The sequence below is a fragment of the Thalassotalea euphylliae genome, from assembly GCF_003390335.1.
Classification (GTDB): domain Bacteria; phylum Pseudomonadota; class Gammaproteobacteria; order Enterobacterales; family Alteromonadaceae; genus Thalassotalea_F; species Thalassotalea_F euphylliae_B.
The window spans coordinates 2,131,701-2,157,605 of the sequence record NZ_QUOU01000001.1; the positions used below are offsets into that span (position 1 = coordinate 2,131,701).

A 25,905-nucleotide genomic window follows, 5' to 3' on the forward strand; every position below is an offset into this window, starting at 1 on the left:
GTGTTAAAAGTGCCATAGAAGTTATGCGGTTTACGGCTACTGGGACTACTTGCGAAACATTCACCTAACGTTTACAAGGAACCCAGAATGAAACAGCAAATAACTCGCGTATGTCGGTTATTTGTCATGTTTTTTAGCTTTTTCATGATAAATAGCGCCTATGCTAATATCGATAATCAAGGCAATGAGTTCATTCTCGCATTTATGCCTAACTTTGATAATACTAATATTGTTGAACTACATCTGGCTACAGAGGTCGCGACAGATGTACAAGTGCAATACCCAGTGAATAATCCCACCTTTGATACGACAGTATCGGTCATCCCTGGCACCGTGACGATTGTCGAACTTCCTAATGCCGCCAGTATTTGGACGCAGAATGCCGTTGCCAACAATGCAGTTAGAGCTGCAGCGGTTAATGGCATAGATGAGTTTGTTGCATATGTCATCAACAGAAGAAGTTTTTCAACTGACGCCGCCTTAGGTCTACCGATAGATACGTTTAATACGGAATATATTTTAAGTACTTATAATGCAACTTTAGGCGGCGGACAGTTTATTGTCTATGCAGCATTTGACAATACTACGGTGACGATTACCCCAACTAACAATATCACAGGCAACCTCGCTGGCGTTCCATTTGATGTGACGTTAAATAGCGGCGAAGCCTACTATGGTCGCTCTAGTGCCAGCGTTGGAACGGCGGGGAGTTTGATGGGGACAACGGTTAGCGCAACTAGGCCTGTTGGTGTGATCAATGGCAATGTATGTACTAATATCCCGAGTAACACTAGTTTTTGCGATCATATTTTTGAAGTCGCGCAACCAGTTGCCAGTTGGGGGACAGAAATCTTAGTGACTAACCTGCCTAATCGGCCAAATGGGAGTATTTATCGTATTGTTGCTTCAGAGGATAGCACCAATATTGACCAAGACGGTGTTAGCATTGGCAATATCAATCGGGGAGAATTTATTGAAACTGCACCGCTACCAGATAACCATGTCTTTAGTAGCGATAACCCTATTTATGTAGTGCAATTTATGACTGGGAGCTCTTCCCCTGGCGCGGTGACGGGGGACCCGTCTATGGGGAATATGATCCCATCTGAGCAGTATTTAAGTGAATATACGTTCTCCACCGTTGGAGGTAACCAGTTTGCGGAGAATTTTCTCTCTATTATTGCTAACAATGCCGACCTAGCAACCATTAGCTTAGATGGTACGCCAATTGGCGCAGGTAGTTTTACTGCCATTCCCAATACAAATTTTTCCTCAGCAGTCGTGCCCTTAACTGACGGTACTCACCAAACTCTCTCCGCCAGTCCTCACGGCATAACAGTGGAAGGTTATAATCAAGATGACTCCTATATTTACCCCGGTGGTGCTTTGTTTAGCTTTATTAATCCGGCAGGCGATGCTAATCCGCCGCTGTGTACATCAGAAGTCACCATGGGAGAAGGTGGTGTTCCAATGTTATTGGCAACAGCAACGGATAACCGACCGAGTGAAGATGTTAATGGTAATGGTGTGCTCGATCCTGGTGAAGATTTAAATAATAACGGGCAAATCGATGAAGACACCGGCATTTTTACCATCGACAGTATTAGTGGTACGAATATTATTGTAACGGTGCCGACCTTTGTGCCTTCGGATCCACAAGTGCAATTTAGCGTCGTTTTAGTTGATGAAACTATGCCCGGTACTGGTGTAGTTGAAGCGTCGGATGGTGCCGGTAACTCATGTACATTCAATATTATGCTAGGCGACGAAACACCATTAATGTGTGACGTTAATGGCGATGAACAAGTTGATCGTATTGATATTGCCGCCATCGCTAGAAATCGCAATGTGCCAGTCTCTGAGGGCAATCCTGCGCTGGATATCAATAATGACGGTGTCATAAATGTTGTAGATGCACGTTTATGTGTATCGCAGTGCACCAATGCACGCTGCGCACCAACACAATTACCTCAATAATAGGAAATAGTAAAATGGAAAAAATAAGAAAAACATTACTTTTGATGGGCTTGCTTTTTACTGCAAGTAGCAACGCCAATCTCATGCTATCGTTCGATCCTGCTTTTCAAATAAGTTCAACCGGTAATTCTGTGTCACTCACCCTAATGGCGAGTGGCTTAGGCGATCAATCACCTGAATCACTTGGAGCTTTTGATTTAGACGTACTTTACGATAGTAGCGTACTTTCTTACACTGATCACACATTAAGCGATGGATTAGGTGATATTGCTCTTGGCGAAGCACTTGATTCAAGCCTTGGTGATGACGGTGCTGGCACTTTAGGACTCGCTGTGGTCAGCTTTCTGGGCGCGGCATTTTTAGATGCCAATCAAGCCGGAGAATTTGCTTTGGCTCAGATTTCTTTTGATGTTGATATGCTAGCAATCCCTGATTTCACAACGGTATCCTTGCAAGGAATCGCATTTAGCGATGCTGATGGTATTGCTATTACCGATGTTAGCTTAGGCAATGCGATAATTGCAACGCAAGCTCGTGACGTGCCAGAACCGACCAGCCTGGCATTATTGTCTTTAGCCGTATTAGGCATGCTAGGGCGAAAACGGTTGATATCCTACAAGAAGTAGCAAAGCAAACATCAAAACGAAAAAAGCCGCACACTGTGCGGCTTTTTAGAATGTGGTGGGTGCGACTGGAGTTGAACCAGCGACCTCTTGCATGTCAAGCAAGCGCTCTAACCAACTGAGCTACGCTCCCAAATCAAATGTTGCCTCAGCAACGGGGCGTAATGTTAGCGATGCTATTTTGTAGTTGCAAGTGTTTTTCGTCATATTTTCGTAAAATTAGTTCGTTCGCTCAATTAACCAACAAATCGCTAAATTTGTTGATTAAATTTAGAACGTTAATAACAATGTAAGAAGAGTTGTTAATATTTAGTGATAGCAGGCTCGCTTGCCATTTAACAACGACTAGGGTGAATATTCAGCAGGGAAAAGGTCAAGGAATCTCAATGAAAAAAAATAAAATTGTTACATTAATCATGGCGGGGTTATATGCCTCAGCATTTCCATCGGCAACACATGCGAGCGAGCAACCAGATGCTTCCGTGTTGGTCAAACAAGCATATGGCGGCATTCACTACAGCTATTTTGATGCAGATAACGAGCGCCTAAAAGTCGCAGGCGATAGTGCCTCGGGATTGGAAGAAGGAGATGGCCTAGGGTTATCTCTGGGCTACCGCTTTTCCGAATACAACGAGCTACGTATTCTATACACCGATTTGTCGGTTGACGCGCTGCGTAATGCATACGGTGATCAAGACGGCCGCTCAGTCGCGATTGACTTACTGCACTTTCCAAGTAAAAAGAACTTGTATTTAATCGGGGGTTTTAAAGAGATTGATCTAGAAGACAAAGAAGTCTCTGCTAACATTGGTATGGGCTATCGCCATTACTTCACTAATCGCTTTGCTGGCTTTATTGAAGGTAAGGGACATTATCAATTTGAAGATTACCACACTGATTTTAATGCAACGATTGGCTTAATGTATTTCTTTGGTGAAAACAAAGCCCGTAAACCATTAGCGCCAGCACCTAAAACTCAAGTTGTGAAAGCCGCCCCAGTGCAAACAGCACCTCAAGCAAAAGATGCAGATAAAGACGGGGTTATCGATAGTCTAGATCAATGCCCAGGCACACCTGCAACACATATGGTAGATGTTAAAGGCTGCACCTTATTTAGTGAAAAAATGCGCTCGATTGAAGTGCAAGTTAACTTTGATAATAACAGTGATGTGATTAAACCTGCGTTTTACGATGAAGTTGAAAAGCTCGCCAACTTTATGAAGCAATACGAGGCGGTTAACTTAACGATTGAAGGGCATTCATCAAGTGTTGGCGCTGCGGCCTATAACCAAACACTATCGATGAAACGTGCACAAGCGGTGGTCGATATGCTGGTTAGTGAATATGGTGTCGATAGCGCGCGTTTAACTGCTGTAGGTTATGGCGAAGAGCGGTTGTTAAATCGAGAAAATAATGCAGCTGCGCACGCACAGAATCGTCGCATCATGGCAACAGCTGAGACCAGTGAAAAAGTAGCGGTAGAAAAATAACCCGGCTATTCAAGCTCGCTTCTAGTAAGAGAAAAAGCGCAAAGTCGATTAATTAATACATTGAGTTGCTTTGCGCTTTTTAATGCCTATTACAAAACGAGCATTAGTGGCGAGTATTTGAATTTAATCCTAATTCTTGCAATAAACCTGTAAAAAAGACTAAGTCTTGAAACAGCCCCTTGATGACCTCGAAGTCAGTAACAGTAAGGGCTAGTTTAGGCTCAAATAAATCCCTGCCTTCGGGGATGGCAATGTAGACATTTTGTTCAACAAAAGATAGGGATATCGCGATTCCCTGTTTTTGCTTTCGATAGTCAACTAATTTATTTATCAACGCAGGCGTTAGCATTTGCAATACCGACGCTGGCGCTGAGCTGATAACGGTGAAATATTGGCTAAATTCACTTTCCGGTAATGCTACTTTTTCACCAATGCGGGGACTTTGGAAAGGGGCAAATAGTCTTTCTTTTATCCCTTGCTTGGCATTTTCTGCCGGTAAAATATAACTAAAATGAGCGAATGACGTGCAGTTTTGAGCTTTGAAAAACAAACCTGTAAAAATAGGCGTTCGCAGTGAGCCGCCCTCTGGTCTCGGAGTAATTTGTTCAACAAAAAGCTCTGACATTGCAACCTTAAAACCTTCGAGCTCGCCACAAATAAGATCTTCACCGCTGTAGCTATCTATTTTCTTAGGGGACAAGCCGCTTTGTTCAAACTCGGTTTGAGTGATGAATTTGTCTTTATGCCAGACCAGCGACTTGTTAATTTCACCTAGCAGAGTCGCCATAATTTGTTGTTTGTAACTGCCTCGGTAATTATCCCAACTGACTTTAAAAGCGAAAATGCAATACACTAGAATTGCAAATAGCAACAGTAATAAAGGGGTAGAGTTAATACCTGACAATACCGCGATAAAAAATGCCCCTACGGAAACGGTAAGTGCCTTTTTCTTCTTTAATGTCGCCAAACGAATACTTTCTAGCGGCGCCAACTTGGGCTTTAGTTTTTGCTCAAACAGTAACTTTAACTGTGCAGCGTCTAGGTCCATGTCTCGTCCACCTCCCATAAAAATTAGCTAGCTTTTGAATACGCCTTACTTATCTTACGCTAGCCGTGCTTGCACGACCTTTAATCGAATGGCCAATAGCACTGCGGCGGTGGTTAATCCTGAGATAAAGCCAATCCAAAATCCAGATGGGCCGATTGGCTCAATTATCCAATCAGTTAAACCTAGCATTAAGCCAATAGATAAGCCGACTATCCAGTATGAGAAAAAAGTAATTAGTAAAATCGATGTAGTGTCTTTATAACCGCGCAGTGCGCCAGCAGAAATGACTTGTATTGCGTCAGAGAACTGAAATAGCGCCGCTAAAAACATTAGGCTTGCCGCTAGTTCAATAACGGGTAATTCTGTGGTGTAAATACTGGCAATCTCTGTTTTAAACAGTAAGGTTGCACTGGCAGTCACTACGGCGATAACAAGACCGAGCATTGCTGAGTGCCAGCAGATCGCTTTTGCTTCTTGGTGTTTTTTGTTACCGACGGCAAATCCCACTTTGATCGTCACCGCCATTGCCAAACTTAGCGGTATCATAAACACGAGCCCAGAAAAGTTAATGGCAATTTGGTGGCTAGCCACAACTTCGGCGCCAAAGGGCGCTAAAATAATCGCGACCACAGCAAATAAGCTCACCTCAAACAGCAGTGATAATGCAATTGGAATACCGAGCGCCAATACGGTTTTAATTTCTGACCAATTAGGCCAGTAGAAGCGCTCAAATAAATGTGCCTGCTTTAAGTGTTTGGAAAAATAGGTATATACCAGCATCGACAAAAACATTGCCCAATAAACCAGTGCCGTGGCTAAGCCACAACCGGCACCGCCAAGCGCTGGCATACCAAACTTTCCGTAGATAAAGACATAATTGGCGGGAATATTAACGAGTAGTCCGATAATACTGATGATCATTGTCGGCCGGGTGTGCGATAAACCTTCTGAATAGTTTCTCAGTACAAAGTATAAACAAAACGCTGGGCCGCCCCAGACAATATAGTCAAGGTAGTCGAACATCAGGCCTTTTAACGCAGGCTCCAAGGTCACTTGTTGATAAATCGCAGGTGCTACGGTGGCATTAAGTAAAATAAGAGAACCGCCTAAAAACAAACCGATCCAAGCTGTTTGGTAGGTGGCGCTAGCAACTTTATCAAAAGCGTTTGAGCCTGCGTATTGTGACACAATGGCTGCCAAGGCCATCATAATGCCAGAAATTGTTAATATTGCTGGTAGCCAAACGCTACTGGCAACAGCAACTGCCGCCATGTCTGTGGCGCTCACTCGACCAGCCATTACCGTGTCGGCAAAGCCCATTAAATTTTGAATTAGCTGGGCAATAAGAATGGGGTAGGCGAGTTTAAGTAGACTTTTGGACTGAAAAATAAAATTAGATAAGCGCATGAAAACCAGAGTACTTTAAATGGTAAATTTGCTACAGTAGCGAAAATTTTTAAGGGGTAAATGATATATGTTTACTGGGATTGTGCAATCGAAAGCACAAGTTTTGTCAGCTGAAAATAGCAATGGTGTTTGTCACTTAACTATTGCCGTAGAAAAGCAATACGCACAACAAATTGAGCTGGGTGCCAGTATTGCCATCAATGGCGTTTGTTTAACTGTCGTTAAACAGCAAGACCATGATGGTGAAAACGCTCGTATTGATTTTGATGTGATTGACGAAACGTTACGCGTTACCAATTTATCATCTGTTAAATCAGGTGACTATGTTAATTTTGAACGTTCGTTAAAAGTGGGCGATGAAATAGGGGGTCATCAAGTCTCTGGTCATATTCACGCGCTGGCAACAGTGACCCTGATTGAGCAACAAGGTGATAACTGCAGCATTCACTTTACGCTAGATGAAAACTATCAAGATGGTTACGCAAAGTATTTATTTGGCAAAGGCTTTGTGTCAATTAACGGCACGAGTTTGACCTTGGGTGAGTCCGTTGAGAACGGTCAATTCAATGTGCATTTAATTCCTGAAACATTAACCAGAACCAATATTGGTGAACTAACGGTTGGTGATAAAGTGAATATTGAAATGGACCAACAAACCATTACTATCGTCTCGACGATTGAACGCATGAAGCTTAAACTAGCCTAACGCTATTAATGTTATGTTTGCCAAAAGAATCTCGCAGTAAGTACAAATATTTGAGCCTAAAATACTTGCTCATCATCGGCGTCGACGTGTAGTTCAATCTTTTGGCCAATTTCGTCGATATGCATAACAAAATGAATTTCACTACAACACGCGGGGCATTCGTCGTAATAATTTTGATCACCTGCGCTTGGGTCTAAGGTCACGTGCAAATGATGACCGCAGTGGGGACATTCGATTCGTTGTTGTTGGAGGTCTTCTAGCATAATTTACCGCTCACACTTTGCTCGACAGTCCTTTAATTATGGCTGAAAAACATGAATGTGCTACTTGTCGGTAAGCGTATGAAAAGTCTAAAATTTTTGGTGTGCTGACGATAGGGCGCTTATTTTTTAACTTAGCCTATTATCACGTTAGCTAGGCAAAGATAAAATGCGATGTAAGTTTGCTTTCGCTTGCTTTATGTATACGCCACCAAACATGTTGGCGTGATTGAGAATATGATAAAAGTTATACAGCAATTTTCGCTTGGCGTAACGTTTTGAAAGCGGGAAAGTCGCTTGATAGCCCTGATAGAAACTGGTGGGGAACAAGCCAAATAGCTCGGTCATGGCAATGTCTGCTTCGCGGTCGCCGTAATAACACGCTGGGTCGTAAATAACGCCGCTTAATTCTGTAAAGCCAACATTACCTTGCCATAGATCGCCATGTAAGAGGCTTGGCTCAGGATGGTGATGAGCGAGCAGGTCGTGGCAATGTCCGCAAATGTGATCAATATCACCGAGTTGTATTGATTTTTCTTCTAGTAACGTTAGTTGCCAGCCGATGCGCTGCTCAGCAAAAAACATACTCCAATTTTTCTGCCAAGTGTTTGGTTGGCGCGTATGACCAATAAAATTGTCGCTCTGCCAACCGAATTCGCCATGGGTACAACTTTGATGCATTAGTGCCAATTGCTGCCCCAGTTGGTACCACAAACTGGCACTGCCTTGAACAAATTGCCAATACTCGAGTACCAAGAAACTTTTATCGAGCGAGCAGCCAATAGTTACTGGTTTAGGTGAGCTAATGTTGGTTAAATAGCTCAGCTGCTCGAGAGAATAGTACTCTTGTTCGAAGCTTGCTAGTGCGTGTTTTTCGTTGACTTTGACAAAGTATGCTTGGTCATTACCTGAGACATGAAACGCTAAATTGGTATCGCCACCCGATATAGGGGCTTTTGATTGAATGGAAAATGCTTTTCCGGTTGATTCACTAATAGCGGTTTCTATTGTATGCCACATCGCCAATGCCACAGTAAAACGAAACAATTGTTTTAGTATAGAATAACTTGGCAGGGTGTTACTTGCTAACCCTTATCAAGGAGTGCCTATCAAAGAGCGCTTAACTTAGTGACACTCAAAATTTGCGAATATTAGGGGTGATAGCTTTTCTCAACAATGCCATCGACATGAAATTGCTGCCACTGTGAGCTGGGTAATTGTTTCTCGATATTGCGCATGGTTTGCCATACGGAACGAATCGTCATTTGATTGACCAGCCACTTTGGCACGGCGCCGTTGGGATCAACGCTAAATTTATACTGAATCTTTATTTGACCAGTTTGCTCAAGTGGTTTGATCAACCAACGCGCCTGTAAAACGCTCACGCGAATGACATCAGTATTGGCAGGGGCTTTGTCACTGGCGTCTAACACTTCAATAGCAATGCTTAGATCGGCTTGTTGCTGGTACTGTGTTTCGATCACCATATCTCTTGGTTTAACTGGCCAAACACCATCAAAATAGGTAATGAAGATATTGCGTGCGGGCGTTACCTGCTTAATGAGTTCGCTGTGATTGGCATTGTCCAGCCAGTTGGGAATGTTGGTGTAATCTTGTAAAAATAAAAGAAACCCTGAAAGCGAAGATCTTACCGTAAGCTCAGCGCGAATATGGGCGAGACGGCTGTTGTTGACTTTAGCAACAGAAACACGAATCGTATCACTGGTACGAACTTGTTGCCAATTGGCCTCAGTTGGCAAATCAGCTGTTACCACAACGGGTGGTTTTTCTGACGCCATAATGCTAAAGCTCAAGAGCAAGAGTATTGATGCTAATGGTATTTGATGTAAATGATGAAAAAGCAATGAAAAACGCTTGCTAGCCATTGAAATATCCGCTTAATTTTTCTATTCTTCCGACCTCATTTGTATTAGACCATATTTTGCGTGTTTTAGGTTCGAAAAGGTAATTCGAAAAGACACCGCAAAGTCTGCACCTAATCGTTTTAATTAAATTAACAAGCGGCGCTACGTGTGCGTCGCCACTGTGAAAGGAAAATTCATGCCTGTAATTACTCTCCCAGACGGAAGTCAACGCTCTTTCGACAATGCGGTCTCTGTAATGGATGTTGCCGCAGATATTGGCCCTGGTTTAGCTAAAGCGACACTTGCCGGTCGCATTAATGGTGAGCGCGTTGATGCGTGCGAAATGATCACCGAAGACTGCCAGCTACAGTTGATCACTGCGAAAGACGAAGACGGTCTGGAGATTATTCGTCACTCTTGTGCGCACTTGCTAGGTCACGCCATCAAGCAATTATTCCCCGATGTAAAAATGGCGATTGGTCCAACCATCGACAATGGTTTTTACTACGATATTGATTTAGACCAAGCGCTAAACGATGAAGACTTAGCCAAGTTAGAAAAGCGCATGCTTGAGCTTGCTAAAACTAACTATGCGGTTGTGAAGAAAACAGTTTCTTGGCAAGAAGCACGCGATACGTTTGAAGCGCGTGGCGAAAGCTACAAGATGGAAATTCTTGACGAAAACATCGACAAAGATGATCGTCCAGGCTTGTACCACCACGAAGAATACATCGACATGTGTCGTGGCCCACACGTACCAAACATGAAGCACTGCCATCACTTTAAACTGATGAATGTGGCTGGTGCCTACTGGCGTGGTGATTCTGAAAACAAAATGCTCCAGCGTATTTACGGCACCGCATGGGCGGATAAGAAGCAATTAAAAGCTTACTTACAACGCTTAGCGGAAGCAGAAAAGCGCGACCATCGTAAAATTGGTAAAGCGTTAGATTTATTCCACTGGCAAACTGAAGCGCCGGGTATGGTGTTCTGGCACAACGATGGTTGGACCATTTACACTGAACTTGAAAAATTCGTTCGCCAAAAGCTACACGAGTACGACTACGACGAAGTAAAAGGCCCATTGATGATGGATCGTCAGTTGTGGGAGCGCTCTGGTCACTGGGATAAATACGCAGAAAACATGTTCACGACAGAATCTGAAAAGCGTGAATATGCGATCAAGCCAATGAACTGCCCAGGTCATGTACAAATTTTCAACCAAGGCTTGAAGTCATACCGTGATTTACCGCTGCGTATGGCGGAATTTGGCTGTTGTCACCGCAATGAGCCATCAGGTGCATTGCACGGCTTAATGCGCGTACGTGGTTTCACGCAAGATGATGCCCATATTTTCTGTACTGAAGATCAAGTACAAGCAGAAGTCACTAAGTGTATTGAAATGGTTTACGATGTGTACAAAACCTTTGGTTTTGAAGATATTTTAGTAAAACTTTCAACACGTCCTGAAAAACGCATTGGTGCGGATGAAATTTGGGATAAAGCCGAAGAAGGCTTGGCAAACGCGCTTAACTCTTTAGACATCCCATTTGAATACTTACCGGGCGAGGGCGCATTCTACGGGCCGAAAATTGAATTTACTTTACTCGATTGTCTAGGCCGTAACTGGCAATGTGGTACGGTGCAGCTAGACTTTGCACTACCGGGTCGTTTAGATGCGTCATACATTGGTGAAGATGGCGAGCGCCATGTACCAGTCATGATCCACCGTGCCATCTTAGGTTCACTTGAGCGTTTCATCGGTATTTTAATCGAAGAATACTCAGGCAAATTCCCAACTTGGTTATCACCAATTCAGGCAACCGTCATGAATATCACCGACAAACAAGGTGAATATTGTGAAAATGTTGTTAAAAAACTGAAAGAAAATGGATTTAGAGCCAAAGTTGACTTGAGAAATGAGAAGATAGGCTTTAAAATCCGCGAGCACACTTTGAAGCGTGTTCCATATCTTTTAGTCGTTGGTGACAAAGAGATGGAAAATGGCGAAATTGCTGTTCGTACACGCGGTGGTGAAGATTTAGGAAAAATGTCGGTTGACGACTTTATTGCTAAGCTAACACAAGAAGTTAGCGATAGAACTTAATTGGGTTCTGTCACCAGTTAAAGTTAATACGGACACAACACGTTATTTTATCCAGGCATGTATGTAAAACCATGCCTGATTATTTTTAGTTCTTTGGAGGAACAGGCTATTAAAGGTGGTCAAAGAGGCGGTCAAAAAGAGCCGGCACATCGTTTAAATGAGTTAATTACAGGTATCCCTGGCAATGAAGTTCGCTTAATTGGTTATGACGGCGAAGCAGCTGGTATCGTAACGTTAAATGAAGCAATGAACTTAGCGGAGCAAGCAGGTGTTGATTTAGTGGAAATCAGCCCAACTGCAAAACCACCTGTGTGTCGCGTAATGGATTACGGTAAGTTCCTTTACGAAAAAGCCAAAGAGCAAAAAGAACAGCGTAAAAAGCAGAAACAAATTCAGGTTAAGGAAATTAAATTCCGTCCTGGTACAGATGAAGGCGACTATCAGGTCAAACTACGCAACCTGAAGCGCTTTTTAGAAGGTGGTGACAAGGCCAAGGTAACAGTTCGTTTCCGCGGTCGTGAAATGGCCCACCAAGACATTGGTATCGAGCTTTTAAACCGTGTTAAAGCGGATTTACAAGACGTAGCATCGGTCGAATTCTTCCCGAAAAAGGCAGAAGGTCGTCAGATGATTATGGTTCTCGCACCAATCAAACGTTAATAGTTTGGTCGACAAGTAGCTAATCCGCTTATTTTTATAATTGGATTGCTCACCACTATTATCGCAAAGCTGGTTATTAAGGCCTGCAAGTAGAGCGCAATTAGCACTCTCGCCTTGATAACTTAATATTAATGGCAGAAATGCGGAGTATTTTTCATGCCTAAAATGAAAACTAACAAAGGTGCTGCAAAGCGCTTTAAGCCTACAGCTAACGGCTATAAATTCAAGCAAGCTGGTCTTCGTCACATCCTGACTAAGCGCCGTACCAAAGTTAAGCGTCACTTACGTGCTAAATGCCTAGTTGCCGCTTCTGACATCAAGTCAGTTAAGAAAATGTTACGTCACGCTTAATAGGAGAACTTAGACAATGGCAAGAGTAAAACGTGGTGTTGTAGCACGCCGTTCTCACAAAAAAGTTTTAAAGCAAGCTAAAGGTTACTACGGTGCTCGTAGTCGCGTATATCGCGTTGCTTTCCAAGCGGTAACTAAAGCTGGCCAATACGCATACCGTGACCGTCGTCAACGTAAGCGTCAATTCCGTCAACTTTGGATTGCGCGTATCAACGCTGCATCTCGTCAAAATGGTTTATCTTACAGCCGTTTCATCAACGGTTTGAAGAAAGCTTCTATCGAGATTGATCGTAAGATCTTAGCAGACATCGCTGTATACGATAAAGCTGCTTTCACTGTTCTAGTAGAAAAAGCAAACGCAGCATTAGCTGCATAAGCTTGACTATTTGAATAGTTGAAACACAAAAAAGGACGCACTAGCGTCCTTTTTTATTAGCTAACATTTATTAGTTAACAAAAGCCTAAAGAAATTATTATTGTGCTTTCACACGCTGAAATCAGACTAATAGATTCTTTAAAGGAAAGTATAAGCATGAGTCTTGCTGATCAAGTTTTGGCGGTAAATGATGATTTACCCATCCGCACTGATAAACCTGTTCACAGTGGTAAAGTTCGTAGCGTTTATTGGTTAACTCAAGCAGATAGCCGCCGTTTAATCGAAGAAAAAGGATACGACGTACCTGCCGATACACCATTAGCTATAATGGTGATCAGCGATCGCATTTCAGCCTTTGACTGTATTTGGACAGGCGAGGGTGGCATGCGCGGTGTACCGGGTAAGGGCGCAGCTCTCAATGCGGTTTCAAACCATTGGTTTAAGCTGTTTAAAGAGCAAGGCTTAGCGGATAGTCACATTCTTGATATTCCTCATCCCTTTGTATGGATTGTACAAAAAGCACAACCTGTGATGATTGAGGCAATCTGTCGTCAATATATTACGGGGTCAATGTGGCGCGCCTACGAAAAAGGCGAACGTGAGTTTTGCGGTATTGAATTACCAGCGGACTTAGGTAAAGACAGTAAATTACCAGAGCTGCTACAAACGCCATCAACGAAAGGTATTTTAACAGGGATACCTGATGTACCAGAAGCAGATGATGTCAACATTACCCGTAAAAACATTGTCGACAATTTCGAAGCGTTTAATTTTAAGTCGGTTGATGATATTGCCTTGTATGAAAAGCTACTGACACAAGGCTTTGATGTGATTTCAGAGGCGCTTGCTAAGCTTGACCAAATTTTTGTCGATACTAAATTTGAATTTGGCTATGTCAAAGACAAAGCCGGTAACGACAAGCTGATTTATATGGATGAAGTGGGCACACCAGACTCATCACGCATTTGGGATGGTGAACAATACCGCGCGGGTAACGTGGTTGAAAACTCAAAAGAAGGGTTCCGTCAACTCTTACTGAATCACTTTCCAGAGCCTGATATTTTGTTAAATAAAGCGCGCATGAGTGAGCGCACCGCACTGGCCAAAGACAACGAGTTACCAGCCCAAGTGTTAATGCAAGTATCGAAAACTTACACGGATATCGCTGAGAAAATTACCGGCCAAAAAATAGAGCTAAGTGATAACCCCAAAGCAGAAATTATTGATATTTTAAAACGCGAATATCAGCTGGTTGATTAACACCGCATCACTGGTTTTGGCCGTTGAGTTGCTTGAAAAAAGCGCACAATGGCCACAGCCAAGATATGCTTTTAACAATTAATCCCTTATTGACATATAAACATTGCGAGATTGGTTTTATTGAGCTAATTTCTCATAAATTGTATTCCCCTATTAAGCAGTACGACAAAGGAATTTGCATATATGGCAACTAAAAGCGCTAGTACCCAAGATCTTGAATATCAACACCTAGTCGCAAAGGTCGATGCCTTAAACAAGGTACAGGCCGTTATCGAATTTAACTTAGATGGCACAATTATTACTGCCAATGATAACTTTCTAAATACCATGGGGTATAGCTTGGAAGAAATCGTCGGTAAGCATCACAGTATGTTTGCGGTGCCTGGTCAAGCTGAGTCGCCAGAATATAAAGCGTTTTGGCAGAAACTAAACCAAGGTGAATTTGAAATGGGTGAATATCAGCGCCTTGGTAAAGACGGTAAGGAAGTGTGGATTCAAGCGTCATATAACCCGGTATTTGACGAAGACGGCAAGCCAACAGGTGTTATTAAGTTCGCGACTGATGTTACCGCGCAAAAATTAGCTGCGGCGAACTACCAAGGTCAGATTGATGCGATCAGTAAGTCACAAGCGGTGATTGAATTTAACCTTGATGGCACCATCATTACCGCCAATGACAATTTTCTAGCCACCATGGGCTACTCGTTAAGTGAAATTAAAGGTAAGCATCACAGTATGTTTGCTGAGCCTGAGTTAGCTCGAAGCGCTGAATATCAAGAGTTTTGGCAAAAATTGAACAAAGGCGAATTTGATTCTGGCGAATATCTTCGCTTAGGTAAATTCGGTAAAGAAGTCTGGATCCAAGCATCATACAACCCAATTCTTGATTTCAGTGGCAAACCATACAAAGTGGTAAAATACGCAACAGATATTACCCAGCGTAAACAAGCCATTTCTGAAATCAAAGAAACCATCATGTCATTGTCTCAAGGCGATCTCACTAATCGTATTGACGCTGATTTAGGTGCTGAATTTTCAGTGCTCGGCGATTCTATGAATTCGTTACTTGATCACTTAAACGAAATGATGAGCACTATTCGCGACGCTGCGGATCACGTGTTCCATTCTTCGCGCGAACTGGCTGTTGGTAACGGCGAATTAAGTCAGCGCACTGAATCACAAGCAGCAAGCCTTGAAGAAACAGCCTCTGCGATGGAGCAGCTGACTTCTACCGTACAGCAGAATGCGAATAATGCGACTGAAGCAACCAAACTTTCTACTGCGGCGATGAGTAAAGCGAGTGATGGTGGCGATGTTGTGAATAACGCGATTACTGCTATGCAGGCTATCGAAAAGTCGAGCAAGAAAATTTCTGACATCATTGGTGTTATTGATGAAATTGCCTTCCAAACAAACCTACTTGCACTAAACGCCGCTGTTGAAGCCGCGCGCGCAGGCGAGCAAGGGCGCGGTTTTGCCGTTGTTGCCAGTGAAGTGCGTAACTTAGCGCAGCGCAGTGCTTCAGCGGCGAAGGAAATTAAAGGCCTAATTAATGATAGCGTTGATGCCGTAAACCAAGGTAGTAAGTTGGTTGATGATACGGGCAAGACATTTAGCGATGTTATTGGTGCGGTAAAAGAAGTGGTCACCATGATCTCTGATATTGATTCAGCGAGTCGTGAGCAAGCCGTGGGCATTAGCGAAGTGAGTAATGCGGTTTCGCAAATGGATTCAATGACACAGCAAAATGCGGCGTTAGTTGAAGAAGCAACGGCAGCCAGTCGCTCAATGGAAGAACAAGCACAGAACTTACTTGAGCAAGTCTCAAATTTTGAAACTGATGATGCTCAACAACCTGTAGTTGCGGCTCGTGTACCAGCACCACGACCAAAACCCGCAACGAGAGTGCGCCCAGCGGTTGTTAACGAATGGCAAGATTTCTAGCCTTTGTTATCTCGCATCAGTTATGCGCCCACTGCAATAACTGGTACCAATAGGCAACAAAAAACCACCTTAAATTAAGGTGGTTTTTTATGTGGTGTTAACTTGGTTTTTTATCGTACAGATTTGAGTTTATTGAGCTTTTGGCTAATCGCTAGGGCAAATAAACTTAACTTGCTGTCAATAAATGTGGTGAAGCAACGAGCAGCTCATAGGGCAATGGCTCAGCAAGTAATGCTTCATCTATCGTTAGCTTGATAAAACCTTGCTTTTCGAAATAGCCAGCAATGTTTTGGCTTGATGCGGAATCACGGGTTAAGTCCATCGCTTGGTAATAGTCTTTATCTTCTTCCAGCTCACAAGCTTGTGGGTCGATAAAGTAATGCATAGGCATCGCCATTAACCAAAACGATTGTGCTTTGGGATATTCTTTTGCAAGTTGCGCAAGTATTGTATTACCAAGGTTATTACCTTGATAACTCGGTAACACACTGAACGCTTCTATCATAATGTGTTGCGTGGCTTTTTTGCTTTCTTGCTTTACCGCCAGCTGCTCGCTTAACTCACTATTAACGTTGTGACCTTTAAAGTAAAGGTGAAGTGGCAGTTCCCAATCTGTCGCGCCAAGCTGCTCTAACGCTTCATAGCTTTGCTTGGCATTTCGATTTTTATTGATTGTTAACAGCTCCAGCTCCACTTTGGCAATCAACTGTTCACCGTCATAAACGTTTAGCTCTTGGTAAAGCTGCCATTCAAAATTAGTTTTAATCTCTGCTGTTTGAAAAGAAAAGGTATATTCAGTCATTAAATTAGCCCGTTTGTGCTATTTATCAGTGGTTCCCCAGATTTGCTCTGGTTTAAGTTTTAATGTGTTGCCGCTTTTGGGCGTGCTTTTCGCCTTTGCGTTAGGGTTGACGTAAACTTTGCTTTTGTTGGGTCGCGCCCCTTGGGTTGTTTGCTTTTTAACTGGGCTTTTTACCTGACTTTTGACCGTTGATTCTGCATTGTCGCCAGCTGGCGATGCTTTTATTGGTCGATGGTGTTGTTGTAGGGCGGTTAATAAGTTTCGCACGATTTGATCTTTACACTGGCGATAGTGCTTGTGATCTGGCTTTCGAAAGAAGGCACTCAACTCTGCTTTACCGAGATTAAAATCAACTTTTTTAAGTAAGGATAGAATATCATCCGCTTTTAACGACAAAGCGATTTTTATCTTGTTTAAGATAAGATTATTGGTTAGCTGCTTTTCATTGACAGGAAGTTGACCATCTTTCTTACCGCGATTTTTAACGATCCAACCATTGAGAAAGGCGGCCAACTTTTGATCGGGCAAATTTACCTGGTCTTTGTCATCGTCCTTTTTCAACCAATTGACCACCTGCTCTGTGGTAACCCCAACATCCGCCAAGGCAAATAGGTCGCAAAGCTGCTTGTCGGTGTAGTTAAAAGTGAAACGCAGCCTGCGCAGAATGTCGTTATTGGTCACTGATTAATCTCATGCAAAAAATAAAGCGCGATTTTAGCATGAAATAAGTGTTAGGTGTTGGCTGGTTTTTTAAGGTATTAACTTACGGCGTTATTAGCGGCAAAATCACAGTAAAGTTGGTTGATACAAGTATCGCATTTGGCTTTCAAGCATCTTGATAACATGTCTTGGTTTACAAACACCTTTTTAACGCAAAACGAAATGCCTTCCACTAAGTGAGTGTGGTTGAAAATAGGGAGTAAGGTACATTGATAAATATGCGTATTGTGAAATGTACTGAGGTAAAAATCATCAACAGTTAGCTGTTTCAGTAATTTAAGGGCATGTAATTTGATGCGTTTAAGCTGCGGGAGATAGACGTGCTGACCGATATCATGAAAGCTATCAATCATCGGCGCTTTCGGGTTTAAAACCGAACTGGTGTTGTAGCAAGTAATTTTTCCATTATTAAAATGATAGGCGCCGACGAGCACATCAAGTTTGTCTAAGTGGCGTTTAGTGTCATCAAAGGCGTGATTGTCGATCACTTTAATAAACGCGCTTTTTTCCTTTACTTCATTGTTGTCGCGGGTAATAAAGGGCTTTACGCCGTAGCGCAGCCAATCTTCGTCGACTGCTAAGCTGCGAGCCAACTTAGTGATAGATTGCGGGCTGATATGATCAGTGGCTAACCATTTATATATAGACTGGCGACTAATATTGGTTAATCGAGACAGCTCAGAAATGGACATTTTTCTGCGCTTGAGCAGCTTTTTTAAGCGAGAAGAAAACTTATGTCCCATTAACGGCAGGTAAAAAATTCAAACAGGCGTTTATATTACCGAGTTCGTTATGCAAACAATTGATCTAAATCAAATCCCCCTCGCGACACTTACCATGTATAAGAGAATTTCTCGGTTTACTTGTCAACTGTCAATCTGTAGTTGACACAATTTATCATATTTGACCCCAGCTGATTTAGTTTACAAGCTAACCATCACTTCTTCACAGTTAATGGTAGTTGAAAGGATGTCACGCGAAGTAAAGTTACACCATGATGATGTGTTAATTTCGGTTACCGACAAATCTAGCCATATTAAATATGCCAATGATAAATTTTGCAAAACAGCAGGCTACACAAGCGATGAGTTAATTAACCAAGCGCACAATATCGTTCGCCATCCAGACATGCCAAAACAGGCGTTTGCCAATATGTGGCAGTTTATTCAAGCAGGGCAATCATGGATGGGGCCGGTTAAAAATCGTTGTAAAACCGGTGATTTTTATTGGGTAAATGCGTTTGTCACGCCGATCAAGGATGCACAAGGTAATATCGTTGAATATCAATCGATTCGCACTCAGCCTGATCGCGATGTGATAGCTCGCGCAGAGCACATGTATCAACAATTAAAACAGGAAAAACTGCCCGCCAAATTAAAGATATGTACGGATGCAACACGCTGGGTGCAACTGTTACTCTCCCTAATTCTTCTCTACACCCTAGCACTACCAGCACTTTATCCCAGCCTGATAATGGCCATGCTGCCACTAGTTGCTTTGGTGGTAGTCTGCTTAGGATTATTCTCGTATTGGCGTGTAAAGTATCGTGCTATGGTCAAAGAGACCAAATCGGTTTACGACAACCCGCTGATGAACTATTTGTACTCTGGCTCTACGGACGATATCGGCTCAGTGATTCTTGCCCTTAAAATGCGCAAAGCAGAGCTTAACGCGGTTGTTGGGCGCGTATGTGACGTTTCAACTAAAGTCACCCAAGCGGCCAATGATTGTCATGAGTTTGGGCAACAAGCATCCAGCGTATGTAGCGAGCAGCGACACGAAACATCCCATGTATCACAAGCGATCAGAGAACTGTCTGACACCATTAACCATATTTCCAGCAATGTGAAGCAGGGCAACAGCGCAACTGCGCAAGGTATCGAATTATCTGAGCTGAGCCAAACGACAGTAACGGATATGCTAACGTCGATTGACAACCTCTCTCAGCACCTTGATCGTGTGGGTACAACGATTGAGCGACTTGTACAGGGGACGAATGCGATCGAGTCGGCCTTAGTCGAAATCAGCAGCATTGCTGAGCAAACAAATTTATTGGCACTAAATGCGGCAATTGAAGCGGCGCGAGCGGGTGAGCAAGGTCGCGGCTTCTCCGTTGTAGCAGAAGAGGTCAGGGCATTGGCGATTCGCACCCAGTCGTCAACCAAAGAAATCAATGAAATCCTCGCCGAAATCCAGACTCAATCGAATGAGGTGATAACTGAGATGAGTCATAGCGGTGAGCTTTCTTCCGGTTGTGTTGCGTTAGCGAAAGAAACCCAGCTAGCACTAACAGAAATCAACACTGAGGTGAAGCGGCTGGCAAGCCAAAGCACCAATATTTCACTGAATGTTGAGCAACAAGCCGTTGTTGCTGAGCAGATTAGCCAAAACATTGAAATCATCAGTGCGATGACAACAGAAAGTGAAAGTCACAGTCACAGTGCAAGCGAATTAAGTCATAGTTTGCTGCAAAGAATTAGTGATCAGCAGCGCTTAGTCGCACAGTTTTTAAGATAAGTCCTAATACTAGGCTTAACCAAAGCCCTAATACCGGGCCTTACAAAAGCCCAAGGCAATAACAGGAAGTAATTATATAGTGTGAGTAAGTCATTCATAGCAAAAGTTGTTAGCGCAGGATTTTGCCGAGAATTATTCACAAAAATGGAAAGGTTAAAGCAAAGGTAATCCATGAGCGAAGCAGTATTAGCCCCACGTTTCCCCGAGTTATTAGTCGATGCCAAAGATCCCATGATGATCTTAAAAGGTGACGATGTAATTGATTGCAATCAAGCAGCACTAAAGTTTTTTAAATTTTCCGATCGCCAGCAGTGTTTTACCACCAGCATTTGGCAGGTATCGCCTTTGTATCAGCCTGACGGTAACTTATCACAAGAGCAGGGCTGGCAGAAAATGCTCGATTGCTATCAATTCGGTCAACAGCGCTTTTCTTGGCTTTTCCAAACTATGGATAACGAGTTGCTATGGGCTGAAATGACGATTGTTAAAATTACCCGCTCGGATCAAAGTTATATCCATGCCACTTTGAGAAATCTAGTCAAAGAGCAGTCTGGGCGAGACGAAACACACAAGGAGCCAAAGGTATACTCAGCGCAGCAAGGTCAGTCAGATAAACAAAAAGCATCGCGATACCAAGAGCAGCTCAATATTATTAATCCTTATGTTCAGCTACTACGCGAACACAAAAAGGTGATAGACGCTTCGTCAATTGTGTCAAAAACAACGCCGCAAGGGGTTATTACCTATGTAAACGATAATTTTTGCGAAACGTCTGGTTATGTCGCGCAAGAGTTAATTGGGCAAAGCCACAGTATTATTCGCCACCCCGAAATGGATACCGCGGTATTTAGAGAGCTATGGAAAACAATCTCAAGCGGTGAAATATGGCAAGGTGTGATCAAAAATCGCAAAAAAAATGGTGACACCTATATCGTAAAAAGTACGATTGCGCCAATTTTCAATGACCACAACGAAATTAGTGAGTTTATTGCCATACGCCAAGAAGTGACCGAACTTTACCAGCAAAAGCGCATTAACAAGCAGCAAACAACTGACCCCATTACCAAAGCATTTACGTACGCCACCTTATTAACCGATACCCATAAAAAGTCACCTTGTCATATCGCGATAGTCGATATTCCAGACTTGGACATGATTCAAAATGCATACGATATTAAAGAATACTATCGCGTTGTCGCTAAAATCGCGTTTTGCATTAGCAAACTTATCTCAAGTGAGGTGAGTTTATACCGCCATTCTAATCGCTCGTTTGCATTGTTGGTGTCTAACCAACAGCCGTTTAATCAATTTATTAAGCAGTGTGTTGACTGGCAGCAGCAATTGGAAAACGAAGAATTTGAAACCCTCACTAATACATTTTCACTCTCTTTCCAATTTGGTCTAGCGCAGTGGATGCCGGATGCCGACTTACTGAGTCGAGCGAGAATGGCATTGGTGGGTGGTGATGAGCTCAACCAAAAAATCTCGGTATTTACACAAGACAGTAATATTCATAGCCGCCTGTTATCGACGATTGATTGGACTAACCGTCTTAAATCAGCGGTAGCCGGTAACGGGATTGTGATATTCGGGCAAAAAATTGTGAATCAACAACACGATTATTACTCAACTGAAGTATTAATGCGTTACTTTGATCCGGAAAAGCAGCAATATGTCTCCCCCGTTGAGTTTTTGGGTTACGCCAAGCGATCTAAAGTTTATGCAAGCCTTTCTCGCGTGGTCATTGAAAAAGCATTTGAATATTTTGCCAACAAGCAACAACGCTTCTCGTTAAATTTATCGAAAGCTGATATTTCAGATCGCTATACCGCGCGGCTTATTCTTTCACTACTGGATAAATATCAACTCGGTAAAAACGTGATCATCGAGCTAGTGGAGTCTGAAAACTATGAGTTAGACGATCAAAAATTTGCTGATTTCCTTGTTAAGCTTAAAGAACATCAATGCCAAATTGCTATTGATGATTTCGGCTCTGGCTACTCTAACTTTGAATACTTAACTCGTTTGCCCGTTGATATTATTAAGATCGACGGCTCGCTGATTAAACAAATTGACGCTAATGAAAAGCACCAAGTGATTGTTAATACCATCGTTAATTTCTGCCACTCACTGGATATTAAAGTGGTTGCCGAATACGTTGCCAACGCACAGGTGTTAGACAAAGTTAAAGAGTTTGGCGTGGATATGTATCAGGGCTATCACTTCCACCAGCCGGAAAGGCTGCATTAATACTGAGCGATTTGTGTTATTTCAACTATTTGAGCGGCATTTGTTAGTGATAATCTGTTCGCAAGTGGCCTGTTTGGGTGACGTTGGCAAAATCAGTGAATTCACAGACTTGGATTTGTGATAAATATAGTGCAGCTTCATTGAACACTTGGGCTTAAAAGTTTGATTTACCGAAGTTAAATCAAAAGAAAGCTAAGTGTTCAATGAAAACTTCACACAATTGAATAATCAACGTATACTGAATTTTGTTGATAATTTCAAAATGGAACTTTGCGATGGAAATTCTGACAAATCAAGCATATCTGCACCAGCCCAAACGCTCATTTCGTGAGAAAGATAACAAGTTAGCACCAAATGATTCACCCTTGCAGCCTAAAATCGCAGAACCAGAAAACAAGGGAATAAAGTTAACGTTATCTTCAAACGCGTTTTCAATGTTGAGATTAGATCAAAAATCCAATAACAAGGCTGATGAGCAAAAGCGGGTAGAGTATGAAGCAGCGCAAGAAAAATATCAGGAAAGTGTAAACGAGCTGCCTAATGACTATCGAAAAATGAAGGTATTAAAAGATAGTATTGAGGAAGAAATAAAAAAAATAGAAAAGGAAATAAGAGAAGTAAAACAATCATCGACACTTGATGAGGAAGAAAAAAAGCAAGTTATACGCTCACTTGAACAACAGCTAGCCGATAAGAGTTTGGCAGCCTTAGACATTAGGAAAGAATTTACTCAAAAACTGAAAGAGCAGGAGCGCAGTAAACAAATTTCTCCTGAAGCTGCTACAGCGATGCTAAAAGTATTTATTTCATCTCCACCGGAAGCACCACAAGAGGATCTTTAACGACGAACGAAAGCAAATTATCTCTGAGTTGCGACAAATCTATGGAGTCAGTCCAAAACTAAAACCGCTAAAATTTCTAAAAATATCCTATGAAAGGACTCTGTAGCTAAACCTGTGTAACTGCCTATTATTATCTTTATAATGGGTTTAGCGTAGGCAGTGACGAATGAAAAAAACTAGAAGTGTTTATTAAGCAAGCCGCTAAACCTACTAAGTCAGACGCAGATTTAACTAAATTTCGTAAGGTAAAGTCTTGATGGCCTTAGACTAATTTGAGCAGCGCTGGGACAGTAAATCCCCCAACATCTCTCGTTCGTGGCGCAATAACAGGCAAAACGTCAGCACCATTTTTAATTGCTCTCAAGGTATTGGAAGAGCGATTTCCACCACTAACGTTATTGAATCGCTCAACTCAGTTATCCGCAAAGCTATCAAGAAGCGCAAGCCCCTAAAAAATGCGACGATGCCAATAAGAAATTGGAAATCGTTAGATCAGCTCTAAACTTCTATAGAGAAATTCAAAAAAGGGCGCTTGATTGGAATAACTTTCACCCTTGAAATTGTTGTCGTATATGACTTCTCGCCTAACAAGTAATGTCTTGGCACGGTTTTTTGCGTTGTTTGCTAAAACTGTGACAACAAAGTTTTGTTGTCTTTGTTAAGGCGCTTGTTAGTTTTATTGCTGGCGACTTAATAATAGGCTTGTTCCAGACATAGCTAAAAAGGTTGCGCAGCATCTATTGAAGCGCTTTACCATTTTCGGCTCCGTGAACCACTGCCTTAAATATATGCCGAATATGGCATAAATCGATATTGCCCCCGTTTCTAGTATTAGGAACGTAGCCCCTAAAACGAAGAACTGTTCATTGGCACTAGCCGAAACATCGACAAACTGTGGCAGAAAGGCTGTAAAGATTAATATTGCCTTTGGATTACCTGCGGCTAGTAAAAATTCTTGTTTAGCTAAACCTAGTCGGTTGCGAGTATTGTCTAGTTCAGCAGCGGGACTATCGTCCGAGCGCCAAAGATTAAAAGCAATCCACAATAAGTAAGCTGCCCCCACAACTTTAATGGTTAGAAATAGAGTCTCAGATGCATATAGAACGACAGCTAATCCTGAAGCAGCCAAAGCAATCATTACAGCGAATGCAGCTATTCGACCAAGACCAGCAATAAAAGCAGACTTAAAGCCGTAACAACGAGCGTTGTTCATAGACAATAAGTTGTTTGGACCCGGGGTCATATTGAGCGCAAAACACACAGGTATGAAGAACAATAGCTTCCAGATTTCCACAATATTTCCTCCATAAAACTAACGCCTTGCTACAAGGCGGAAAGTGCTTGGCTAAACTTGTGGCTGAAACGAACCAAGCCAAGCGTTCTTAGTGATCTTGCTACGTTAAACAGCTTGTTAGCTGCCCTCTTACTTAATCTAATTTAGGTCGAAGTTCCTCAATAAATGTTGCATCAACCCAATACATATCATGGTGTCTATTAAAAAACAGATACTTGCCATCGGGGGTCACATATCCGCCAGCTTCCCACGATTCTGTATTGACTTTATCTCCCAAGTTGATGGCTTCTCCCCATGCCCCATCTTTTTTTCGAAAACTTATGTAAAGATCAGACTCGCCATATCCATCTTCTCTTTCAGTATCCCAGATCAAATAAGATTCATCAGGCGATATAAAGGGGTGGGCGCTATATTTACCTGTGTTGATCACGGAAGCCATCTCTTTGGGCGGTTGGCGTTCGCCATTTGTAAAAGTAGATATGCGGATTACATCACCATTTTTATAATCGTCTAAAACATAGGTGCCGTTTTCGGAGGCTGAAAGCCGCATTATGCCCCAATCATCCCTATCAAACATTGGGCCAAGGCTTTTTACATCGGTCCAGCCCGTCTCGGTTCGCTCAATATAATACTTACCCAAATGCATAGTATTGCCATCAGGAGAGAGAATGGGTCTGCCAATCCGAGGCCCGATAGTAGACTCGTTCCATTGATTGTTTTCATTTTTATAAACTATCAATGTCCACTCTTGGGTTTCATTATCCATCCTAGTGAAATAAAACTCTTGCATATCTGGCGAAAAAAAGCCGCTAAAATCACGATGTTTCGTCGAAACAATACCTGGAGCAAAAACTTCAGCGTTTAACCCTGGAGGCTGCTGCCCCAAATACGCTCCTTTAATCACTAAGCCATCATTTTGACCTAAGCCCTTGTTACTTATAGCGGACAAAAAAAGTAAAGAAATTAAGCGATATCTTTTTTTCACAACTGGCTCCTAAAATTAAAAAGATTCATTACACAATGGTTTAGATACATCAGGCGATAGCTCAAAATCCAGATTGGCAGCTAACGAAGTTGGTAAATAGCTTCAATTGAGGAGAGTCCATATCTCACTTACCGAAGCAATTGGCATCGATTTAGCCAAACCTGTTTTTAGTATCCATGGTGTCGATAGTCATGACAAGTGTCAATTATGCAAAACAGTCAAGTGAAACAAGTTGTTAGCGGAAATTGCCAAGTTAACACCTTGCCGTATTGGGGGAGGCTTGCTCAGGTGCTCACTACTGGGCGAGGGCAATTACTAAGCTTGGGCATGAAGTACATATCATGGCGTCTAAACTTGTCATTCTGCATTGCCAAAACGAAAAGAACTTCAATTTGTTGCCACTACTTTGGAACACCTAACG

At 42.5% G+C, this 25,905-nt stretch carries 22 protein-coding genes, 1 tRNA gene and 3 pseudogenes; 15 read left to right on the plus strand and 11 right to left on the minus strand.

Annotated features, from left to right (window positions below; translation table 11 throughout):
* Window positions 1-87: 87 nt before the first annotated feature.
* Entirely contained in the window at window positions 88-1,977 is a 1,890-nt protein-coding gene (locus tag DXX93_RS09395; protein ID WP_258872638.1) for a dockerin type I domain-containing protein, read from the plus strand.
* Between the two features lie 14 nt (window positions 1,978-1,991).
* Window positions 1,992-2,603, plus strand: coding sequence for a PEP-CTERM sorting domain-containing protein (locus DXX93_RS09400; protein WP_181902180.1), 612 nt, complete (start codon window positions 1,992-1,994; stop codon window positions 2,601-2,603).
* A gap of 53 nt (window positions 2,604-2,656) precedes the next feature.
* On the opposite strand, the gene DXX93_RS09405 is transcribed toward DXX93_RS09400, so the two are convergent.
* Window positions 2,657-2,733, minus strand: a tRNA-Val gene (locus DXX93_RS09405).
* A 253-nt stretch (window positions 2,734-2,986) separates the two neighbouring features.
* On the opposite strand from DXX93_RS09405, the gene DXX93_RS09410 reads away from it, so the two are divergent.
* Complete coding sequence (locus DXX93_RS09410; protein WP_116007878.1) at window positions 2,987-4,090, plus strand: OmpA family protein; 1,104 nt, start codon at window positions 2,987-2,989, stop codon at window positions 4,088-4,090.
* 103 nt (window positions 4,091-4,193) lie between these two features.
* Here DXX93_RS09410 and DXX93_RS09415 read toward each other — a convergent pair whose 3' ends face one another.
* Both DXX93_RS09415 and DXX93_RS09420 read right to left on the minus strand, forming a co-directional pair.
* Window positions 4,194-5,138: a DUF3137 domain-containing protein gene (locus tag DXX93_RS09415; RefSeq protein WP_181902181.1), complete on the minus strand. Its 945-nt coding sequence runs from the start codon at window positions 5,136-5,138 to the stop codon at window positions 4,194-4,196.
* Between the two features lie 54 nt (window positions 5,139-5,192).
* On the minus strand, window positions 5,193-6,545 hold the full coding sequence (locus tag DXX93_RS09420; RefSeq protein WP_116007880.1) for an MATE family efflux transporter: 1,353 nt from the start codon (window positions 6,543-6,545) through the stop codon (window positions 5,193-5,195).
* 67 nt (window positions 6,546-6,612) lie between these two features.
* On the opposite strand from DXX93_RS09420, the gene DXX93_RS09425 reads away from it, so the two are divergent.
* Complete coding sequence (locus DXX93_RS09425; protein WP_116007881.1) at window positions 6,613-7,251, plus strand: riboflavin synthase subunit alpha; 639 nt, start codon at window positions 6,613-6,615, stop codon at window positions 7,249-7,251.
* Between the two features lie 56 nt (window positions 7,252-7,307).
* On the opposite strand, the gene DXX93_RS09430 is transcribed toward DXX93_RS09425, so the two are convergent.
* From DXX93_RS09430 to DXX93_RS09440, 3 genes are all read right to left on the minus strand, one after another.
* Entirely contained in the window at window positions 7,308-7,514 is a 207-nt protein-coding gene (locus DXX93_RS09430) for a CPXCG motif-containing cysteine-rich protein (RefSeq protein ID WP_116007882.1), read from the minus strand.
* A gap of 147 nt (window positions 7,515-7,661) precedes the next feature.
* Window positions 7,662-8,531: a fructosamine kinase family protein gene (locus DXX93_RS09435; protein ID WP_116009896.1), complete on the minus strand. Its 870-nt coding sequence runs from the start codon at window positions 8,529-8,531 to the stop codon at window positions 7,662-7,664.
* A 131-nt stretch (window positions 8,532-8,662) separates the two neighbouring features.
* On the minus strand, window positions 8,663-9,397 hold the full coding sequence (locus DXX93_RS09440; RefSeq protein ID WP_116007883.1) for an START domain-containing protein: 735 nt from the start codon (window positions 9,395-9,397) through the stop codon (window positions 8,663-8,665).
* A 175-nt stretch (window positions 9,398-9,572) separates the two neighbouring features.
* Between DXX93_RS09440 and thrS the strand changes: the two genes are divergently transcribed.
* The 6 genes and pseudogenes from thrS to DXX93_RS09470 all read left to right on the plus strand — a co-directional run.
* Complete coding sequence (gene thrS / locus DXX93_RS09445; RefSeq protein ID WP_116007884.1) at window positions 9,573-11,483, plus strand: threonine--tRNA ligase; 1,911 nt, start codon at window positions 9,573-9,575, stop codon at window positions 11,481-11,483.
* Between the two features lie 93 nt (window positions 11,484-11,576).
* On the plus strand, window positions 11,577-12,143 hold the full coding sequence (infC, locus tag DXX93_RS09450) for a translation initiation factor IF-3 (RefSeq protein ID WP_181901807.1): 567 nt from the start codon (window positions 11,577-11,579) through the stop codon (window positions 12,141-12,143).
* 156 nt (window positions 12,144-12,299) lie between these two features.
* Window positions 12,300-12,494, plus strand: coding sequence for a 50S ribosomal protein L35 (gene rpmI, locus DXX93_RS09455; protein ID WP_116000135.1), 195 nt, complete (start codon window positions 12,300-12,302; stop codon window positions 12,492-12,494).
* Window positions 12,495-12,510: 16 nt separating this feature from the next.
* Window positions 12,511-12,870, plus strand: a complete 360-nt coding sequence (gene rplT / locus DXX93_RS09460; RefSeq protein WP_116000136.1) for a 50S ribosomal protein L20 — start codon at window positions 12,511-12,513, stop codon at window positions 12,868-12,870.
* Between the two features lie 156 nt (window positions 12,871-13,026).
* Window positions 13,027-14,130 carry a phosphoribosylaminoimidazolesuccinocarboxamide synthase gene (locus DXX93_RS09465; RefSeq protein WP_116007886.1) on the plus strand — a complete coding sequence of 368 codons (1,104 nt, stop codon included), beginning with the start codon at window positions 13,027-13,029 and terminating at the stop codon, window positions 14,128-14,130.
* Window positions 14,131-14,367: 237 nt separating this feature from the next.
* A pseudogene (locus tag DXX93_RS09470) lies at window positions 14,368-16,074 on the plus strand (methyl-accepting chemotaxis protein); the annotation flags it as partial.
* 166 nt (window positions 16,075-16,240) lie between these two features.
* On the opposite strand, the gene DXX93_RS09475 reads toward DXX93_RS09470, so the two are convergent.
* The 3 genes from DXX93_RS09475 to DXX93_RS09485 form a co-directional block, all read right to left on the minus strand.
* Window positions 16,241-16,876 carry a hypothetical protein gene (locus tag DXX93_RS09475; protein ID WP_116007888.1) on the minus strand — a complete coding sequence of 212 codons (636 nt, stop codon included), beginning with the start codon at window positions 16,874-16,876 and terminating at the stop codon, window positions 16,241-16,243.
* Window positions 16,877-16,894: 18 nt separating this feature from the next.
* Entirely contained in the window at window positions 16,895-17,557 is a 663-nt protein-coding gene (locus DXX93_RS09480) for a DUF1456 family protein (protein WP_116007889.1), read from the minus strand.
* 77 nt (window positions 17,558-17,634) lie between these two features.
* The gene (locus tag DXX93_RS09485; protein ID WP_116007890.1) at window positions 17,635-18,339 is read right to left on the minus strand and encodes a helix-turn-helix domain-containing protein; all 705 of its coding nucleotides are present in this window, start codon (window positions 18,337-18,339) and stop codon (window positions 17,635-17,637) included.
* Window positions 18,340-18,565: 226 nt separating this feature from the next.
* On the opposite strand from DXX93_RS09485, the gene DXX93_RS09490 reads away from it, so the two are divergent.
* From DXX93_RS09490 to DXX93_RS09505, 4 genes and pseudogenes are all read left to right on the plus strand, one after another.
* Window positions 18,566-20,113 carry a methyl-accepting chemotaxis protein gene (locus tag DXX93_RS09490; RefSeq protein WP_181902183.1) on the plus strand — a complete coding sequence of 516 codons (1,548 nt, stop codon included), beginning with the start codon at window positions 18,566-18,568 and terminating at the stop codon, window positions 20,111-20,113.
* Window positions 20,114-20,284: 171 nt separating this feature from the next.
* Window positions 20,285-22,363: a bifunctional diguanylate cyclase/phosphodiesterase gene (locus tag DXX93_RS09495; RefSeq protein WP_116007892.1), complete on the plus strand. Its 2,079-nt coding sequence runs from the start codon at window positions 20,285-20,287 to the stop codon at window positions 22,361-22,363.
* A gap of 275 nt (window positions 22,364-22,638) precedes the next feature.
* Window positions 22,639-23,205: a hypothetical protein gene (locus tag DXX93_RS09500; RefSeq protein ID WP_116007893.1), complete on the plus strand. Its 567-nt coding sequence runs from the start codon at window positions 22,639-22,641 to the stop codon at window positions 23,203-23,205.
* Between the two features lie 271 nt (window positions 23,206-23,476).
* Window positions 23,477-23,707, plus strand: a pseudogene (locus DXX93_RS09505) (transposase); the annotation flags it as partial.
* Window positions 23,708-23,881: 174 nt separating this feature from the next.
* Here DXX93_RS09505 and DXX93_RS09510 read toward each other — a convergent pair.
* Complete coding sequence (locus DXX93_RS09510; protein WP_116007894.1) at window positions 23,882-24,499, minus strand: LysE family translocator; 618 nt, start codon at window positions 24,497-24,499, stop codon at window positions 23,882-23,884.
* Between the two features lie 133 nt (window positions 24,500-24,632).
* On the minus strand, window positions 24,633-25,484 hold the full coding sequence (locus tag DXX93_RS09515) for a PD40 domain-containing protein (RefSeq protein ID WP_181902184.1): 852 nt from the start codon (window positions 25,482-25,484) through the stop codon (window positions 24,633-24,635).
* A gap of 121 nt (window positions 25,485-25,605) precedes the next feature.
* Here DXX93_RS09515 and DXX93_RS21000 point away from each other — a divergent pair.
* Window positions 25,606-25,870: pseudogene (locus DXX93_RS21000) on the plus strand (IS110 family transposase); the annotation flags it as partial.
* Window positions 25,871-25,905 lie beyond the last annotated feature (35 nt).